At 34.8% G+C, this 19,853-nt stretch carries 11 protein-coding genes; 4 read left to right on the plus strand and 7 right to left on the minus strand.

From position 1 onward, the window contains the following. Window positions 1-235: 235 nt before the first annotated feature. The gene (locus tag ACFFU9_RS00785; RefSeq protein WP_379859454.1) at window positions 236-1,048 is read left to right on the plus strand and encodes a helix-turn-helix domain-containing protein; all 813 of its coding nucleotides are present in this window, start codon (window positions 236-238) and stop codon (window positions 1,046-1,048) included. An 86-nt stretch (window positions 1,049-1,134) separates the two neighbouring features. Beyond that, window positions 1,135-3,642 carry an outer membrane beta-barrel protein gene (locus ACFFU9_RS00790; protein ID WP_379859455.1) on the plus strand — a complete coding sequence of 836 codons (2,508 nt, stop codon included), beginning with the start codon at window positions 1,135-1,137 and terminating at the stop codon, window positions 3,640-3,642. 310 nt (window positions 3,643-3,952) lie between these two features. On the opposite strand, the gene ACFFU9_RS00795 is transcribed toward ACFFU9_RS00790, so the two are convergent. Both ACFFU9_RS00795 and ACFFU9_RS00800 read right to left on the minus strand, forming a co-directional pair. Next, entirely contained in the window at window positions 3,953-6,274 is a 2,322-nt protein-coding gene (locus tag ACFFU9_RS00795; protein ID WP_379859456.1) for an inorganic phosphate transporter, read from the minus strand. Window positions 6,275-6,346: 72 nt separating this feature from the next. Continuing rightward, window positions 6,347-7,561, minus strand: coding sequence for a porin (locus ACFFU9_RS00800; protein WP_379859457.1), 1,215 nt, complete (start codon window positions 7,559-7,561; stop codon window positions 6,347-6,349). 383 nt (window positions 7,562-7,944) lie between these two features. Here ACFFU9_RS00800 and ACFFU9_RS00805 point away from each other — a divergent pair, with 383 nt between their 5' ends. Beyond that, window positions 7,945-8,283, plus strand: a complete 339-nt coding sequence (locus ACFFU9_RS00805; RefSeq protein WP_379859458.1) for a toxin-antitoxin system YwqK family antitoxin — start codon at window positions 7,945-7,947, stop codon at window positions 8,281-8,283. An 87-nt stretch (window positions 8,284-8,370) separates the two neighbouring features. Here the strand turns inward: ACFFU9_RS00805 and ACFFU9_RS00810 are convergent, their stop codons facing one another. Next, the gene (locus ACFFU9_RS00810; RefSeq protein WP_379859459.1) at window positions 8,371-9,480 is read right to left on the minus strand and encodes a beta-helix domain-containing protein; all 1,110 of its coding nucleotides are present in this window, start codon (window positions 9,478-9,480) and stop codon (window positions 8,371-8,373) included. A 208-nt stretch (window positions 9,481-9,688) separates the two neighbouring features. Continuing rightward, window positions 9,689-12,466: a TonB-dependent receptor gene (locus ACFFU9_RS00815; protein WP_379859460.1), complete on the minus strand. Its 2,778-nt coding sequence runs from the start codon at window positions 12,464-12,466 to the stop codon at window positions 9,689-9,691. A 391-nt stretch (window positions 12,467-12,857) separates the two neighbouring features. On the opposite strand from ACFFU9_RS00815, the gene dgt reads away from it, so the two are divergent. Further along, complete coding sequence (dgt, locus tag ACFFU9_RS00820) at window positions 12,858-14,198, plus strand: dGTP triphosphohydrolase (RefSeq protein WP_379859461.1); 1,341 nt, start codon at window positions 12,858-12,860, stop codon at window positions 14,196-14,198. Window positions 14,199-14,374: 176 nt separating this feature from the next. On the opposite strand, the gene ACFFU9_RS00825 is transcribed toward dgt, so the two are convergent. The 3 genes from ACFFU9_RS00825 to dxs all read right to left on the minus strand — a co-directional run bounded on the left by ACFFU9_RS00825 (window position 14,375) and on the right by dxs (window position 19,684). After that, complete coding sequence (locus ACFFU9_RS00825; protein WP_379859462.1) at window positions 14,375-15,553, minus strand: MvaI/BcnI restriction endonuclease family protein; 1,179 nt, start codon at window positions 15,551-15,553, stop codon at window positions 14,375-14,377. Beyond that, window positions 15,550-17,757, minus strand: coding sequence for a DNA cytosine methyltransferase (locus tag ACFFU9_RS00830; protein WP_379859463.1), 2,208 nt, complete (start codon window positions 17,755-17,757; stop codon window positions 15,550-15,552). Before ACFFU9_RS00830 ends, ACFFU9_RS00825 begins: the two co-directional genes overlap by 4 nt. 172 nt (window positions 17,758-17,929) lie before the next feature. Next, a complete protein-coding gene (dxs, locus tag ACFFU9_RS00835; RefSeq protein ID WP_379859464.1) occupies window positions 17,930-19,684 on the minus strand; it encodes a 1-deoxy-D-xylulose-5-phosphate synthase in 1,755 nt (584 codons plus the stop codon). Between the last annotated feature and the right edge of the window lie 169 nt (window positions 19,685-19,853).

Raw genomic sequence — 19,853 nt, forward strand, 5'->3', positions numbered from 1 at the left:
AAAATGGAACGCTGATAAACAGCTAATAATAATGAGAAAATTAAACGCATAATTAATAATCGAAATTTAAAAGATTACTCTTGTTTTATAGGGGTCAAAACAGTTGGTTTTTTACGATTATCATTTGTTGCTTCTTTGCAGCGACAACTTTTATTCAAAGTGCAGAAATTTTGAAACTTGACTATATTCAATATGCTTTTTGAATATTTGGTGTTAATTTGAGAAAAATTATAATATGAAAGATTTTATTGAAACTTATAATAAGATATCTGCAATTGATGATATTAAAATAGCTCCTTTTGATGTTAATAAGCGTTATACCAAACCTCACAGACATAATAAATATTTAGAAATTATTTTTTTCTGTAAAGGAGAGGGGTTTCATCATTTAGATTCTAAAAGTTACGGTATTGATCCTCCCGTAGTTTTTGTTGTAAAAAAAGAAGAAGTACATAATTGGGAAATCAATATCATTCCCAAAGGCTATGTTATTATCATTAAAGAAACATTTTTAGATAATACGTTAGATAAATATATTAACCTTCAATTAATAAAATTACAGAAAAAACAAAAAATTCAATTACAAAAAAAAGATGCCTCAATCTTAAAATCATTATTTAAAGTGTTGTGTGAAGAAATGAAACAATCACACCCACAAAGAGCCTTTGTAGAAGGTGTTTTAAAGGCATTATTAGGAAAAATAATTAACTATTCACATAATAAAAATTCTGCCGATCCTTTGGGTAAAATGGCTATGTTTATGGAGCTCTTAATTGAAAAGCCTAAGAATAATGTAGCATACTATGCTAATTGCCTAAATTTAACGTCTCAAAACTTAAATCAGTTGTGTAAAAAGCAATATGATAAAACAGCTTCCGAAATTATAGCTATTGAAATTATTAAAGAGGTGAAAAGGTTGCTCCTTTATACCAACCGAACGATAAGTGACATTGCTTTTCAACTGGAATTTAAGGACGTTTCCCACTTTGTGAAATATTTTAAACGGCATACTGGTAGTACACCGCTTCAGTTTAAAAAAGAATCTTAAAATATACCGTAAACTTTTCAAAAAGACCATAAACCCGCTGCTTTTAAATTTATATTTGCGACCATAAATTATAAATAAATAAAAATATGACGTTCACAAAAGTAGTAGCCTTTGTTTTTCTGATGGTATCCAATTTAACCATAGCACAGATTACGGGTAAAATAGAAGATACCAGTGATAGTTACCCTTTGGAATATGCTACGGCAGCGCTTTATAATCAAAAAGACCAATCGCTTGTAACAGGAGTTATCACCGATATTAATGGTGCTTTTACTATTGAAAACATTAAAAATGGACATTACTATTTGGAAGCTTCTTTTGTGGGGTATACCACCAAAACGATCCGAGATATAGAAATATCTAGAGGACATAAAAAGAAGGATTTAGGTGTTATCAAATTAGTTTTAGGTAATCAACTTAATGAAATTGAAATTAGGGCAGAACGCGCTACACAAATTAACAAAATAGACCGTCAGGTCTTTGATTCTAGGAGTTTTCAAAATAGTCAAGGAGGGAGTGCTACAGATGTTATCAAAAACTTGCCTTCAGTGTCGGTAGATGGCTTAGGTGATATTCGCGTGAGAGGTAGTAAGGGGTTTGCTGTTTTGATCAATGGAAAACCTACCCAAGGCGATGCCAGTGCTATTTTAGCACAGCTTCCCGCCAATGCTTTGGAAAGAATAGAAATTATTACGGCCCCTTCTGCAAAATATGATTCCGAAGGTAAAGGTGGTATTTTAAATATCATTACTAAAGAAGGAGCCACTAATGGAACCTATGCTCAGGTAAATTTGCGAGGAGGCTTCCCTTCTATAGAACCTTACGATACTCAAGAGCCGGCACAACGTTACGGAGTAGATGCTACTATCAATTCAAAAACCGATAAGTGGAATTTGTCATTCGGCACTAGCTATCAGCGTAATGATAAAACAGGTAGAAGAGAAGGTAAATTATATATTATAGATAAAGTTGAAGATAAGCAAACCTTTTTGCCATCCGACGGTGAACGTAGTTTTGATGATATTAGTTATAACGGCCGTTTTACAGTAGACTTTACGCCTAATAAAAAAGATGAGTTTTCATTAGGGTTTTTTGCCGGGAAACATACTAAAGATAGATTAGCAGATATCACGTATTATGATAATCACTCTATATCGCCCATTGGAAGTAACAATAGAGATTATACGTTTTCTTATTACAATCATAATTTAAGAACCCGAAAAGGAGATTTCGTTTTGGGAAGTTTTGATTATGGCCATACGTTTGATAATGAAGCTAAACTGTCGACATCTTTTTTGTATGAATACACCTTTTTAGGTGGGCCAACTTATAACGACAATGTCGATACTCCTGCTTATAACGTAATTTATCAAGAAGAATATAATACTAACGACAATCCTTTACATGGACTGCGCTTTAATTTAGATTATAAATGGAAGCCCTTTTCATTTGGAACTCTGGAAACCGGCTATCAATTTAGGGACTTAAATCACGATGGTGAATTTGTTTATGAGCGTGACGGGATTGTTGTACCTGAATTTTCAAGTAAAATTGAATTGAATAGAACACTTCATTCTGGATACGGACAATTAACCGGTAATCAGGGAAACTGGGGTTATGCCGCAGGGCTTCGCTTAGAGTCCATGGAAAGAAGTTATACAGAAGCTTTGGTGAGTGAAGTTGTTCCTAATAAATATAATTATGATTTTGTAAAATTGTTTCCTTCTGCATCATTGCAATATTCGGTTAATGAAGACACTAAAATTAAAGCGGCATATAGTAAAAGAGTAGAGCGTACAACCACTTTGAAAATGAATAGTTTTGCAGAACGGGAACATTCTGAGGTATTCGAACAAGGAGACAACCGATTATTGCCAGAATTTATAGATTTGGTAGAGCTTGGTATTGATAAAAAATTCAACAACAATACTTCAGGTTATGCCACAGCCTATTATAGGCATGTTGACAATGCGATAAACCGTGTAAACACTTTGGCATATGAGAGTAACGGTGCGATAATGGACAGTATTATAAACCGAGTCTATTCTAATGTTGGAAAAAGTAAAGCCATAGGTTTAGAACTTGGCACGCAATTTAAGATGACCCAAAATTGGAGTAATTTTATAGGTGCAAATGTATATAACCACACAATAAAGGGAGATTTTGAGTTTAGACATCGCGATGATATCACCAGAAACTATAATGTAAATAGTAGTAATACGATTTATTCGTTTAATGTGAATTCTACCTATTCCTTTTGGGAAAATGCGAGCTTACAATTTACGTTTAATTATTTGTTTGAAACCAATACGGCACAAGGTCAAGACTCTCCATTTTATTCTCCAAACTTAACTTTTAAGAAAGCGTTTTTAGATAACCGCTTGGTGGCCACGTTGCAATGGCAAAATATTGACATGGGGTTATTAAACTCCAACGAGCAAAGTATTGCTACATCCCGGCCAGACGAATTTTACACCTATACTAATTATGTATATGAGGTAGATATGATTACTTTAAACGTATCTTATACCTTTAATAAGGTTAAAAATAAATCGAAATTTATTGAGAGTGAATTTGGTAAAAAAGAGTTTTAGGCATAATTTATAAAATGTTTCGTTATATATAGAAATGCACTTTTTTAGAGTGCATTTTTTATGTAGTTACAATTAGTTTCGAGCATTCTAAACTAGCAATAGACTGGAGTTGATTTAGGCTTTGTGCCTTTCGAAATAAGTATAATAGAAAAAGGGGCTTATAGTATCATCATTTAAATGGGTGTTATTTTTTAAGGTCTATAAAAAAACAAAGCCACCGTTTTTACGGTGGCTTTGTTTTTGATGATTATAAGATACTAAATATAAGCTTTAGGAAAGCATGCGAACGCAAGTGCCATAGGGTTCTAGACTATTCCTCAGTAGGGGGAGGTGATATAGTTGCTGGTTCCACAGAGCTGTCGTGTGCGTTATGATACTCTTCTAATAGGTTCATGGTGGCTACCAATAAGTCTTTGGTTTCTAAAAGAACACCAAAGTAAAGGGTCGTGTTTTTAGGACTTGACTCTTCAGTACGTGTACGCTCTACTTGCTTTTGAATTTTATTGCTAACCAGAGATATGATTTCTTTCTTTCTGGTTAAAATAGCACCAATCTCCTCAAAAGACCTAGATTCGAAAGCGTTCCTGGTATTGTTAAATAGGGTTTCAAATCGGCTATCAACTTCTTTAAGTTCTTTTATTTGGCTAAATTTCAGCTTCTTGTGGTTGTTGTGAACGTGCTTATGGCTCACTTTAGATATGTATTCTAAAGATTGGGTCATATCTTGCAAATAACCTAAAATATTAATGTAAAAATTACTAGCCCCTAGGCTGGATTCGTCTAGGTTTTTAATGAAGTAGAAAATGTTGTCACGTAGCTCATCTACCTCTAAAGAGAGTTTTAGAATCTGCTTTTTGTTCTTTTTTAGCAATGATAAGTCTTGCTTAGCTAGACCGTTTATAGCATTGGTGTAAATTTTGTTGCCTCTTTTTACCACATTGGCAATATTGCCTGCACTTTCATGTATAACACCTTGTACGGAGCTGCTTTCGGCTTTTATTAGACTGTCTTCGGCATTTTCCTCTTTGGATTTTTTATTATGTACCATAGAGCTTCTAATGAGTAGGGCAAAGGCGACTACCAATAAGATAGGAAACATGACGTCTACATTCAGATTTAAAAGATAAACCACTAAAGCAGCGGCGAGAAAAGCACTGAAGGCCGTAAAGAACCAGCCGCCAATAACATTTATTACACCAGCCACTCTATACACAGCACTTTCTGCTCCCCAAGCCCTATCGGCAAGTGATGAACCCATAGCTACCATAAAAGTTACATAAGTGGTGGATAAGGGGAGTTTGTAAGACGTTGCTATTGAGATTAAAACAGCAGCAACCATTAAGTTAACGGCAGCTCGTACTAAGTCGAAAGCTGGTAAATCATGTTTTTTATTATTTGGTAGCGTTATTACGGGCGCTTCAAATTGTTTATCAATTTTTTGTTGCCAAGATTTAGGCAGGATATATGCTGATGCTTGAGACATTAACATGGCCGTTCTTACAAAACCACGAGATAATGAATTAGGTTGAAAACGCTCTTTGGTTTCACCTTGACTGGCTAAATCGATAGATGTTTTAACAACAGTTTTGGCTTTGCTTGAAAACCATAGCGTGATAATCATTATTAATCCTGCAAATACCAGAATAAAGGTTGGTGTGGATACTTTTTGGCTTAAACTGCCCATTGGAAATTCTAAAGCAGATAGGCCCAAGGTGTTTATGGCAGGATTTGTAAAATCTAGATAGGCTTGATAAGCTGCTGTAGTAGGGCCTATGAAGTTTACCAAATCGTTACCAGCAAATGCCAATGCCAACGCAAAGGTTCCAACGATAATAACTAACTTATATATGTTTGTTTTGAAATATACTGTAAGAACATAGGATAATAAGGACCAGAATATTAAGCTAACGGCAATAATGATTAAAATTTGATGCTCTAAAAAGTTTTGAATCGTTTCACCACCTGTAATCGCATAACTTTTTTTAGCAAAGTCTGTTCCACCAATACCTTTTATAAAAATAAAATAGGTAATAGATGTTATGGCTAAGCCTCCAAATAAAGCTCCAACCCATTTTTCTTTTTTTTCAAAATTATAAGATAATAAAAGCCTGGCAAACCATTGGACAATAGCACCAATAGTAAATGCCACCACAACGGAGAGTAGAATTCCAAATATAATCTCTGTTGCTTTCGATGTGTTAATGTAATGTAGTGCATCGTTTAAATTACCACCATCTGCCCAAATTTTGATAAGGGCCATTGCAACAGAGGCTCCTAATAATTCAAAAACAATAGACACAGTAGTGGAGGTGGGCATTCCTATGGAATTAAAAAAGTCTAATAATAGAATGTCTGTAATCATGACCGCCATGAAAATGATCATAACTTCTCCAAACATAAACTCCCCAGGGTTAAAGATACCTTTTCTAGCGACTTCCATCATGCCACTCGAAAACATAGCACCTATTCCAACCCCTAGACTGGCTACTATCATAATGGTTTTAAAAGAGGCCGCTTTAGAACCAAGGGCAGAGTTTAAAAAGTTTACAGCATCATTACTAACCCCTACAACCAAATCAGCAATTGCTAAAATGGCTAGAGCGATAATCATGTATAAGTATATATTATCCATAGTTTAACTAAAATAAGTTTGCAAATATCTTTTGTAATTTTGATTACTAAGTTAAGTAAATGTTATGTTTTATTAGAAATGCAATTCAAATTGTAATCTGTACATGATTTGATTGTTACCATTGGAGACTTCCAGATGGCTAAGGTCTGTTTGTACTTTTAATTTATGACCCACAATATATTTAGAAACCCCTAAAGTATATTGGTTTTCTGGGTTTTTTCCAGTAATGTGTTTGTTTAAAGCAATGTGGGTATAGCGACCAGACACTTCTATGTTGTTTTTAAATAAGTAACCGCTTTGTATATTCAAAGCTTTTCCTACTTGAACGGTCACGTTCTTGCCATGGTCATCTAAAAGAAATGTGCCGTCAGAATTTTTGGCAAAAGGATCTTTGGCCTCTCTATCGGCGTATTCAGCCATAAGTGAAAAGCCATTGTACTTAAACATAGCGTCAAGAAAAAGGGTGTTGATATTGGTTTTAAAAAAACCATTGCCACTATCAATACTCATATAATCTCCTTGATTGCTCCTCGTTTTAACGGCATTGCTGTTATGATCGTAGCTTATTGCAAAAGCTAACTTAGGTGTGAGTTCTCTCTTTAAGTCGGATCCAACATAATCTCCATCATTGGAAAAGTCGCCAAAAGGAAGTAGTTCTATACGGCCTGTGTATTGGTGCCCTCCCAAATTGCCAGTGGTTACATTTCTGCCTTCGCCTTGCGCCAAAGAGAAGATTTCTTTTACTATAAATGCATTGCCGAGATTGAAATGATGTCTTAGTTGAAAACCAAAATCACGGTCTAGGGTGAAGCGGCTATTCAATAAAGAACGATCAACTTGTTGTAGGTTTGCTGAAGAAATGATACGTTCTCTGTTTCCGGGAAGCTTTCCCTGCCCGAACCAAACTTCAAAATTTTTATAGAAATTCCACTTTAATTGTGCATCCAAAATATATCGTGGAGCATCGCTAGTAAATTCTGAAGCTCCAGAAAGGTCCCTGTTGGACAAACCGAGTTCTATTTTATATTCTAATTTCGGACTTAACGCATAGCCATCAAATTTTAAACGCGCACGCCTTACCAGAAAACTAGTTTCGTTACCAGCCCCGTCTTCCCATGTGGAGGCTCCTAAAAGTTGCATTCGTAGCCCCACTTTCATGGTCCAGGAACTATCTTGTCCAACAAGATTAAAAAGTCCTTTTCCTAACTCAGGGGATTTAACCTCTTGTGCCTGAAGTGTATATAGCGCAACTAAGCTTACGGCTATAAGCGTAATTTTAAATTTCATTATAAAGTATTAGCTTTTGTCATTGCAAAGAACCAAAACCAATGTTAAGCTAATGTTTCTAAATGATTAATTTTATAACAAAAAAAGGCTGCCTTGGCCAAGGCAGCCTTACTTAGAAATCATGATAATGTAGTCGACAAAAACTAATAGATTATATGACATACTAATTGTTTTGTCTCAAGACATTACAAATATGATATTTTAATTTAAGGCTTAGGTAAAGCCAATATTAAGTAATTATTAACTCTGTAATGTTAAATTTGTGTATTTAATAAGCTTTTGTTCAGGGTGTTATATTTGCAATGTTAAATTAATGTTATGTAATAGTTGTTTTAATGTTATGTATTGTTTAAATTTGATATATAATGTTAAACCTCATAATTATGAAGAAATCAGTTTTATTGATTTTTGCCTTTTTAATTACTGTGGTATCTTTTGGACAACAGCAAAAGAGAGATTTAAAACTTAATAAAAACACCAATTTATTGGATGTTGTTTATTATCACGACAATGGAGTTGTAAGCCAAACAGGGTCTTATACTTTAGATGGTAAACTGCAGGGCAAGTGGTTAAGTTTTAACACAGAAGGCAAAAAAAATGTTTCTGCAAATTATGATAATGGAAAAAAAGTCGGCAAATGGTTTTATTGGGAAAATAAAACTTTAAAAGAAGTGGATTATAATGCAAATGTTATTGCTGGTTTAAAAATATCGCATATTTAAACTAAATTAAACTAAACCAAACTAACTATTACTAAAAAAAAAGCATCCCATTGGGATGCTTTTTTTATTTTATATACTTATTATAGATTACTGAATGTCTAAGGCCCAGCTAGGTAAGCTAGCACCTGCTCCAGCACCTGTTTGATTAGAAACGTAAGAAGCAGTAAGGTTGTCTAATGTGGTAAAGTTTATACCATTAACTATAAAGTCACCAGCGTCAATTCTTGCTGTAGCACCAGAACCTGAGTCTAGTTTAGCAAACGTTTCAATTCCGCTTACAAATAAGTTGGTATAAGCTTGTTTTCCTCCGCCATCTTTAAAGTTAATGGCTTGTTCTGAAGCTGTAAACTTAGCATCGGAACCTTTAACGATTGAAACGTTGATTAGTTTTGCATTTGTAAAAGGTTCTGCAATATCATTGTCTCCGTTGTTTGATCCTTCTATTCCAGCTTTGGTTACTCCAGAAATATATATGTTGGTTATTGTTCCAACATAACCATCAGCAAAGTCTAATGAGTCGTCATAAGCATTTATGATAGCTAAATTTGATGCATTAACCGCACCCCCAAAAAATTCGATACCATCATCGCCACTCTCAAAAGCATATATATTGGATACTTCAGTACCTCTACCTACCCCAAAGAAAGAAACGCCATTGTATTCTTTTTTATCCGTAAATTTGGATCCAGTATACTCAATTCTTAAGAAATTGATTCTACCTGAAGAATCATCGTTATCATTGCCTCCATAGCTTAAGCCACCAACTTCCGATGTGCCGTTATCTCCTGTGTTTACCTTGCCGTTACCACAGATTATTAAACCACCCCAATCGCTTTCTTTTGGCGAAGGCTTACCAGAGGTCATAACCACAGGATTGCCCGCAACACCATCAATATGGATAGTGGCGTCTCTTTCTACAGCAACAAATAATGAGTTTGCATCAACATTTGGGTCTGTTTTAATCGTTGTGCCGGCAGGAATAACCAGTGTAGCACCACTTTTTACAATTAAACCGCCTGTTAAATTGTAGGTTTTTGAGGGGTCTAATGTTACAATGCCATCTGTTATGTTTCCCTTTAGGTCATCTACTTTTAGCTCAAAAGTGCTTTTTGGAGGAGTTGGGGAGTCGTCATTACTACTACAGCCTGTTAACGCAAGACTTACTAAGGTTGCTATTGCTAAAATTGATTTTTTCATTTTGTTTTGTTGATTTTTATTTATTTAATTTATGATACAAAGAAAGATAGAACATGTTTTTAAGGCGTTAAGAGCATATTACATTGGTGTTAATTATATTTCTAAATTCGGTGTATATGGTAACATAAAATTTACATACCAAGTATTTAGAACATCCCCCGTAACCATGGAAACTCACGGCCTTTTTTTATCCTATAAAGCAAATCGTTTAGAATGTATAATTTAAGGAAAGACTAAAGTTGGAGCCTAATTTGTATGAGCTTACCAAAACATCTTGCGTAGTACTTCCTGGTACTTTACTTTGCTCTAGTATTCTTTCAAATGTTGGGTCCAAAATGTTTTTATAAGAGAGTCCTAATTTTAAGTTCTTAGTTAAGCTGGTTTTAACAATAAGATCTAACCTGTCAATAGATTTGTCGATCATATTGCCCTTGTTTTGTGTGCCTATAACTCCTAGTTTATCAGAAAAATAAGCGTAAGACACAGTTGCTGTTATAGCGCTGTTCTCTGTAAATTGTTTCATAAAAGAGATGTCGGCATTTGCTAAAAAATCAGAGGCACCTGTTAGTTTTGTTTCATCAAAAGTGAAATTAGCACCAAATCCATTTTCAGCAAAAACCTTATCTTTATTTAAATCTTGGTTGTGGTACATATAAGACCCATTAATACCAAACGATAATTTATCTTTTAAGCTGTTGGCATTTTCATATTCAAAAATATTTTTTCTTAATTCCAATTCAACACCAGCCACTACAGCTTTTTCTCCTGTGTTGGCATAGGTGATATTTCCAGACGAAGAATTGGTGAACATTTCATTAATGGGGTTTTGAATTAATTTTCCAAAAGCCGTTACTGAAATTAATTCACCATTATTTGGGAAAAACTCCCAACCTAAATCGACATTATAATTGGTTGATGCATATAGCGTAGGGTTTCCTTCGTAATCTTGGGTCACTTCCTGAAAAAGCAATTTCACTTTTTCTTTAAACTGAGGAAGGGTGTAGGTTTTGCTAAAGGCAAATTTTAAATTTTGTTTATCGTTCAACATGTATTTTGAGGATAAACTAGGTAAAAAGTTAACAGGAGAAAAATTCGAATCTGCTCCACTTGGCTCTAATGAGGTAACAAAATAAACACGTTGATCTAATTTTTCTAGCCTAGCTCCTAAAATAACGGAAAATTTTTCGGTGAATTTATATTGTAAAGTCCCATAGGCAGCATGCACATCTAAATGGCCTGTGTATAATTGGGGGATTTCACTAGAATTATCTCCGGTGGCGGTGTTAAAATTAGAAGCGTTTAAATAAGCATCTACATTATGGATACCTGCTTTTGGGAACGTGATTTTATTGGATACAGGGAAAAACGAATATTGATTAGAATCAAAATCAATCTTTTTTAATTTCCCTGAATATCCTAGCGTTAACTTTCCTTTATACATACTCTCTTCATTTTTATTGAAATGATAAGACCCTGATACGTTTGTGGACAGTTCTTTTTCATCTAAAGTTTGAAAGTAACGATGGTTGTGGATGCTGGAATTTGTGAAGAACGTATAATTTGATGAGCCATCGCGAGCTGGTACAAAGGTGTTTTGCATGCGGTCTGGAACCTCATTGTTTAAGATGCTATATCCTATTGCCCAATTTGCCTCCAATTTCTCATTAAAACTATGTTTTCCTAATAATTGATTTACAAATAATTGCGTCCTTTCAAAAGTACCACGCTTTATAAAACCAGTAACATTATTCGAACCCGGTGCACCGCCATCAAAGTCTTGATTGCTTCCGTCGTATTCGCTGTAATCTTGAGCGCTGGAGTTTAAAAATAAAGAGGTAAATAAAATAGTGTTTCTATAGTTGATCTTATAATCTGCCGAACCCATTACTGTTGTATTGGTATTCTGTTTGTATGATTTTTTGTAAAAGTCGGAATTAATAGTGCCCTGCGCAGTGATACTGCCTCGGTCTACGCCTTCGATAAACGCATGGTCTGTATCAAATGAAGCCGTGATAAAAGTACTTAAACTGCTTTCGTCTCCCAAAGAGAATCGTTTTCCAGCTGCTAATGCATACGTGTTGTTCAAGGTGTTTTTGCGTTCTGTTCTGTCCCAACTTGTAGCATAATGATACGGTTGTAGCGGATTGTTCGGTACATGTCCAGAATCAAAGCCTAAGTAAGAAGGGCCTTCTTGTAAATAAAAGTGATCTACATCTAAAACATTTGCATTTGCTTCTATGCCAACACCGAAGCTTATAAAAGGAGCTCCTGAGAATCTTTTAGAACTAATATCAATATTAGCACCACCAAAATCGGCGTAGTTTTGTGCTTCAAACGTTTTGCTTATCCCAATGTTTTCAACAATGTCTGTTGTAAAAATATCTAATGAAATATTCTTATTAGACGGGTTGTTTGATGGTAAAGGCAATCCGTTTAAAGTGGTCACGTTGTATCTGTCTCCCAAACCTCTTACAAAAATATTACCCGATCCTTCTTGTTTAGAAATGCCGCTTACTTTAGTTACGGCCGATGCAACATCGCTAACCCCTTTTCTAGAAAGTTCGTCGGCGCCAATGGATGCTTTAAAACCAACAGCCTTTTTCTGCTCCAATAAAAGTGCCGTTTCACTTTCTCGATTGGTAGTAGTGGTAATTACAATTTCGTCTAACGATGCAGTACTGGCATTCATCGGTACGTTTATCTCTGTTATTTCTCCCGCCTTAATCGTGGCCTTTATTTCTTTGCTTTCGTACCCGATAAAACTGAATTGTAAGGTGTACGCTCCAGCTTCTAGGTTGTCTAAAACATACCGCCCGTCCATATTAGAGGTTGTACCTTTTATTGTGCCCTTAATCAATACATTGGCGAATGCCAATGGTTCGTTGTTATACGCTATGTCAATTAATTTTCCTGCTATTGTGCCTGTGTTTTGGGCGGTTAAAACTGCAGTTGTTAATAGTACGATTAGTACACTAATTTTTCTCATTTCTTCTTTTATATGTCTAGGTGCAAAGAACGTAAGCTTGTGTAAAGTCGATGTTACCAATAGATTAAACAACAGTAAATGAAACGTTACCCTAGTGTTATCAAAACTCTGTTAGTGGGCTTTTTTTATAAACATGTACTTAACATACTGGGAAAAACAAGCGTGTTTAAAACCATGGTACAATAGAAAATAAACAAAATCTACTAACGTAGTTCCGTACACTTTTTAAAAATTATATGTACGTCTTTAAAATCGAGATGCAGATAGCGGTCTGTAAAAGAGAAGGCTAGAGGCAGCAGTTGCTCTCCGTGTTAACTTGTAAACGAATATCAATAAATTTCAAATTAAAACACGCTAAAAATAAGTATCTTGTAGCCGCAAAAAAGAGACTATGAACTGGGAACAATTATTATCTTTAAAACGTTTTGGAGATACCAAAGAACGCTTAAGAAAAGAACAAGATGAGACGCGATTGGGTTTTGAAGTAGATTATGATCGTATTATTTTTTCTTCAGAATTTAGGAGTCTTCAAGATAAAACTCAGGTCATTCCTTTATCTAAAACCGATTTTGTTCACACCCGCTTAACGCATAGTTTAGAAGTAAGTGTCGTGGGGCGTTCTTTAGGTAGGCGTGTGGGACAAAAATTACTGGAAAAACATCCACATTTACAAGAAGAACACGGGTACCAAATTAATGATTTTGGCGCTATTGTTGCCGCCGCCGCTTTGGCACACGATATTGGGAATCCGCCCTTTGGACATTCTGGAGAACAGGCTATTGGCGAGTTTTTTAGAACAGGTAACGGCAAACACTTTAAGGGCCAGCTTACAGAAAAAGAATATCAAGATCTCTGCGATTTTGAAGGTAACGCCAACGGCTTTAAGATATTAACAGAGAATAGGGCAGGGCGCCTTGGCGGATTGCGTTTAAGTTACGCCACTTTAGGTGCTTTTACTAAATACCCTAAAGAATCGCTACCTAAAAAACCATCGCAGCATATTGCCGATAAAAAATACGGCTTTTTCCAATCGGATAAAGACGCTTTTGTAGATGTTGCACATGCTCTTGGCTTGCTAAAAAGAAGTGAAACGGATTTGAGTTTTTCCAGACATCCACTAGCCTTTTTAGTAGAGGCTGCCGATGATATTTGCTACACCATTATCGATTTTGAAGACGGTATCAATTTGGGACTCATTCAAGAAGAATTTGCACTCGAATATTTATCAAAAATTATTAGAAGTAATATCCGTCCAGAAAATTATTATGCCTTATCTACAAAAGAAGATCGTATAGGATATTTACGGGCGCTAGCCATTGGGAACCTGATCAACGAAGCTGTAGATATTTTCATGGCTCATGAAGATGCTATCTTAAAAGGTGATTTTAACTGCGGCTTGTTGGATAAAAGCCAGTACGACGCACAAATAAAGGACATAATTAAAATAAGTGTTCAGAATATCTATCAATCTACAGAAGTTATAGACAAAGAAATTGCGGGTTATGGTGTTATCAATACCTTATTAAATACCTATACAAATGCCGTAAACAATTGTTTTAATAATACGGCTTCTAATTATGATACGGTTATCTTAAAAGCGTTGCCAAAAAACATCAAAACAGATGATCCAAGCTTGTATAACCGTCTATTAAGTGTTTGTTTTCATGTATCCCTTTTATCGGATAGCAAGGCGATATTGGAGTATAGAAAAATACAGGGGATCGATTTTTAAAGTGCTACTATGGGCGTTACCCAAAAGGGGTCGGGCTTTCACTACTCGCTTCCTCCTGCGTCGGCGAGCTCAAACATGCCGTTCAATCCCTAACGCGTTGGTTTGTTATGTTTTGTGTTTAATTTAGGTTTTTTAACAAGGAAACTGTAATTAATAATCGTTTTAAAAGAAGATTACTATATTAAGCTATAGCTTTCGCTGGGGGGAAACAACAGCTCAATTCCCTTTGGTTTAATTTTAAATAACGGCCCTTTTTCGACAACCTTACCTTTTGAGTTTCGTTTTATTAAATGATCGAGTGTAATAATTCCTTGATTAATTAGTAAGTCAAATTGAGAAGTTATAGGTTTTCTTGTGTGCTCCACTAATTTATATTGGAAATGCTCGGAATTATTTATTCTTATGCTTTCTGCTTCAACCCAAAATGTTTCTTTGTGTTTTTCTTTTAATCGATTGTGAAGCTTATCCAAATTCCAAATGACAAAATCTCCAACTTCTGGTTTGTCTGAGTTTTCAATTAATTGTTTAATATCATTATCAATTCTGAGGTTTAGTCCTTGTGAATTTCTAGTGATTGCCGAGACGGTACAATATAACCTGAAGTCCTCTTCACGTTTATATCCAAAGGTATCCAATATTTCTGCCGAACTTTTAAGCTTGCTTAATTTCCAGTTAGGGACTTGTGCAAATAGATTTTTTCTGTTAGTTCTACTATTTCTGAAGGACTTAATCTCAATTCCTTTGTAATCAGGTTTCTTAGATGAATTAATCTCTATGCCAAGCGCAGTTTCAAGTGTTCGACCAACAGAAGTGTCAGCGTCAACCATTGAGCGAATAGGGCCAGCACTTGCTATTTTTTTAAGCATTGCTAAAAGCTCATATGCTACTTCATTTTCAGTCGTATTTATTTTTTTTATTAAATCTTGAAATGGGTTCTGAATTGAAGTGTTAATCAATTCTTCAATATTTAATTTTGTTAAGTTGAAAACATGAAAGGCGTCATCAGAATATGTTATTGCCATAATATCATTTGGGTCAGCAATTTTTGTTAAACTATAAAACCAAATTCTCGGATCACCATTCTTAGTTAATGGACGATATAAAGATGCTTTGGACGATATAGTTTGAAAGCCTGTATGTATAACCGCAGGAATTAGAACTTTATAATTGGGTCCTTGTTTCTGTAAATCATAATCGTGGATGCTTTTCTCTTTCAAAAAACTACGCACTGAACCTGTAGCATCCATAATGGATTTTTTCAATCCAGTTTTGGTTGGCTCGATTAAAGTAACTGAAACTTGATTTTTCGTTAATAGCTTAATGTTTTTCTTTTCTAATTCGGTTAGCTTTCTCACTTTATATACTTTAATATTTCACTTGCTACTGCTCTTGCTAACAAAGGAGGTACGGCGTTTCCCACTAAAGTGTATTGAGGAACTTCTGTTTTTCTATTATTTCCACCTGTTGATCGTTTACCTTGAAAAACGAAAGAGTCATCAAAGGATTGTAAACGCGCCATTTCTCTAACGGTCAAAGATCGTGGTGAATTATAATGAATATAATCGTCTGCGATAGTCATTATTGTAGAACTTTGTTGGTCTGGCTTTAAAACATTATAGTTTCGCTTGTTTGTTGCAAGACCTAGTTTTTCGAGCTCTGGTTGAGCCAGTCTGTAATTGCCTTTTTTGAGAATTACTTTAAGTCGTTCAATTACTATATCATTTTGATTACTTGTTTTATGATTATTAAGTACATCAAAATATTTTTCTCCGTTTTTAAGTCCTTCAGTACTTTTAACATAAAAGGGTTTAGTTTGTGTTTTAAAACGGTCACTTAATCTTCCTTTTTTAGACCATTCGGCAAATGATTTCCCGTTTTTTGAATTTAGCTTGCCGTCAATACTTCGTTTTTTAAGAAGTTTTGCCATTTTTTTTGCAGTTCCGTTATATTGCTTTGATATATCAACCAGTTCATAACGATGGGCTTCTTGATTGTTACCAATAAAATCCAAATCGTACAAAGCTTCAAAAATAGTAACTTTTTCTTCTTCTGAAACTGTTGGTGGAATTTCTGAAATATATTTTTGATCTTTTCTACAACCAATAAAAAGGACTCTTTCTCTGTTTTGAGGTACACCATAATTTGATGCATTGGCAATAAAAGGTTGTTCTATTTTGTAAAGTCGAATGTTTTTAAGAATAACATCTAATTCTTTTTTTTGTGATATGGTGCAATGAGATTTTAATATCTCGATTGATTCATCAAATGATGTTGTATAAATATTTAAGGCAGTAATAATGTCTTCACAATCTTTTTTATAGTTAGCGTGGACTTTTAAAGCTTTAAAAGAATTCTCAATTTTTGATATAATATTTTCAGAACCTATCTCTGTTAGGAAATCTGTAAAGGTGTCCGTAAAATTATCACTATCAATATTACAAAAATCTTTTTCTCTAATAATATCACGTTTTAATTTGTCCCATTCTTTTGTGCGTGCCAAAAGATTAAAGCCGTGGCGAATAGTATTAATGTTTTCATCAGTCTTACTGGTCTTATAATCTGCGATTTTTGGTGTTAATTTTTTGAATCCATTTTCTACGAACCTAATAAAATCTTCTCTTCCAGATTCTTTATTTTTTTCCAGTAATATTTCAAGTTCTACTCTTTTTAAAATACAATCAAAAAGGAACGAATTTGATTCTTTTCGTATTTTCTTAATAAATGAATTTAATAATGGGATTTCCTTAGTGTCAACAATGGAGTTGATTTCTTTGATAATTAATTCTTTGATTTTCCCACCTTCTTTGGTCAGAATGCCTTTAACATTTTCCATTACGAAATATTTGGGCTGTAAAACCTTTATTACTTCAAGGTAATGAGAGAATAAATCATCTTTTTTGTCGAATTTTTTTCGTTTTCCCGCAAGACTAAAACTTTGACAAGGCGGTCCTCCACAAACAACATCAATTTTCCGTCCATCAATTTTCTCTAGTAAATTATCTAAAAAGTCTGGTTCAGTTATATCTTGTTTTAAAAAAGCTGCATCTAATCCGAGTTGATGATTGTAACGAACTAAGTGTGTAAGTTCGCAATTTTCATTTATATCATTTGCTACGACAAAATCAAAAAATTTATTATTAAATTCTGCTTGTAGAAATCCTTCGCTAAAACCTCCTGCTCCAGCAAACAAGTCGACAAATGTAAAGGGTTTGCCATAAAGAGATAATTGCTCTTTTATAATATTTATACTGTTGTTTTCTTTGTAGTTTTCGATATGTTCATTTAAAATGCTTTTAATTTCATCTTGAACAAATGTTTTTTTGTTTGAATGATGCAGTAGTTCGTCGGTTCTTTCTCTTAAAAAGTCTAAATAATGATTAATTTCGTGTGATTCTACATCAAGACCAGTTGCCCTTTGTTTATTTCTGTCGAAATATTTAGGCTCTATTTTTTGACCTGTTGAAAGCTTGATTTGGCTTCTGTTGCAGTTAATTCTCAAATGAATTGGTGCAAAGCCTTTTTTGTCAGGTTTGTCTAAATAAAAATTTATTGTTGCCATAACTTTTTACGGGAATTTTTGAGTGCACGGACAAATTTACGGACATTTTTTTGATTTCTAATTTTTAGCTAGAATTTATTGTAAAAACATGTCTGAGCTATTTTCTCATATAAACAATAAAGGGATAAGTTTCATTGTATTTGTTGATAAAGAATATTAAAAATATTTTTTGCTACAAAAACAACCCAAAAAACTTCTCAAGTCCCTCAACATCCAAGCCAATATCCTTCTGTAATTCATCAACACTGCCATGCTCAATAAAAACATCGGGAATGCCTAAGGTTTTAATGGTGTTTCTGTAATTGTGTTTGGCTGCAAACTCCAAGATAGCACTTCCAAAACCACCAATGATACTATTATCTTCAACGGTAATAATGGTTTTGTGTGTTTTAAATATATCGTGTAGTAGTGTTTCATCTAGCGGCTTTACAAAACGCATATCGTAATGCGATACGTTTAAATTTAGAACCGCTTCTGAAACATATTGTGCCATAGTTCCAATACTCAACACCGCTAATGTGTTTCCTTTTTTAAGCGTAACGCCTTTGCCGATTTCTATTTTAGAAAAGGATTGCCTCCAATCTATCGTCACACCACGTCCACGAGGGTAGCGAATGGCAATGGGTTGGTTTAAGCCGAGCTGTGCGGTGTACATGATGTTCCGAAGCTCTATTTCATTTCTTGGTGCAAAAATAATGAGGTGGGGAATGCATCTTAAATAAGACAGATCGAAAACGCCATGATGTGTTGCGCCGTCTTCCCCTACCAATCCTGCACGGTCCAAGCAAAAAATAACAGGTAAGTTTTGAAGTGCTACGTCGTGGATAATCTGGTCGTAAGCCCGCTGTAAAAACGTAGAATAGATGTTACAAAAAGGGATTAATCCCTGTGTGGCCATACCAGCAGCCAGGGTTACAGCATGTTGTTCGGCAATGCCCACATCAAAAGCTCTGTCTGGCATGGCATCCATCATAAATTTTAAAGAACTTCCCGTGGGCATGGCGGGTGTAATGCCCACAATATGGGCATTGGTTTTGGCAAGTTCTAGAATGGTATGGCCAAACACGTCTTGATATTTTGGCAGCATACACGCTGTTTTGGGGATAATGTCTCCTGTTAAGGAATCAAATTTACCTGGTGCATGGTATTTTACCTGATCGGCTTCTGCCTGTTTTAAGCCTTTCCCTTTAGTGGTAATAATATGTAAAAACTTAGGCCCTTTTATTTTTTTTAGTCTTTTTAATTCCGAAATAAGGCCTTCCATATCATGGCCGTCAATGGGGCCAGAATAATCGAAATTGAGCGCTTTTATAATATTGTTCCGTTTCTGTGTTCCTTTCTTAACGTTGGTTAAATACATTTTTAAAGCCCCAACGCTAGGGTCGATACCAATAGCATTGTCATTTAAAACGACTAATAGATTGGCATCGGTAACACCAGCATGATTCAAACCTTCAAAAGCCATGCCTCCGGCAATACTGGCATCGCCAATAATAGCAACGTGCTGTTTTTCTGTATCACCTTTTAATTTGGATGCAAGGGCCATGCCTAAAGCAGCAGAAATAGATGTAGAAGCATGCCCTACACCAAAAGCATCATAAATGCTTTCATCCCGTTTTGGAAAACCGCTAATACCGCCCAGTTGTCTATTGGTGTGAAAATTGTTTTTCCGGCCTGTTAATATTTTATGGCCGTAGGCTTGGTGGCCCACATCCCAAATGATTGAGTCGTTTGGTGTGTTAAACACGTAATGCAAGGCAATGGTTAATTCTACAACGCCTAAGCTAGCACCTAAATGCCCTTCTTTGGTCGCTACTATATTAATGATGAATGCTCGCAATTCTTTAGCAAGTTGCGGTAAGGCTTCTTGTTTTAAAAGACGGAGTTCTTTTGGGGAATTTATGGTATTTAAAATTTTTTCAATCATAATTGGTAATAGCAAAAGTAGCATTAAAAAAACATTTATCTATTACATGTTTTTCTTTCAAAGAAATTGAGGTCATTTAAACTTTTTGCTTTTCATTTTCTTTAGGAATATTGCCATAAATGATAGATAGTTGAAACCCAACCAACTTGCAATGGTTGTGTCAAATCTA

The sequence above is a fragment of the Mariniflexile ostreae genome (assembly GCF_042427585.1).
In the GTDB taxonomy this organism is placed as follows: Bacteria; Bacteroidota; Bacteroidia; order Flavobacteriales; family Flavobacteriaceae; genus Pseudalgibacter; species Pseudalgibacter ostreae.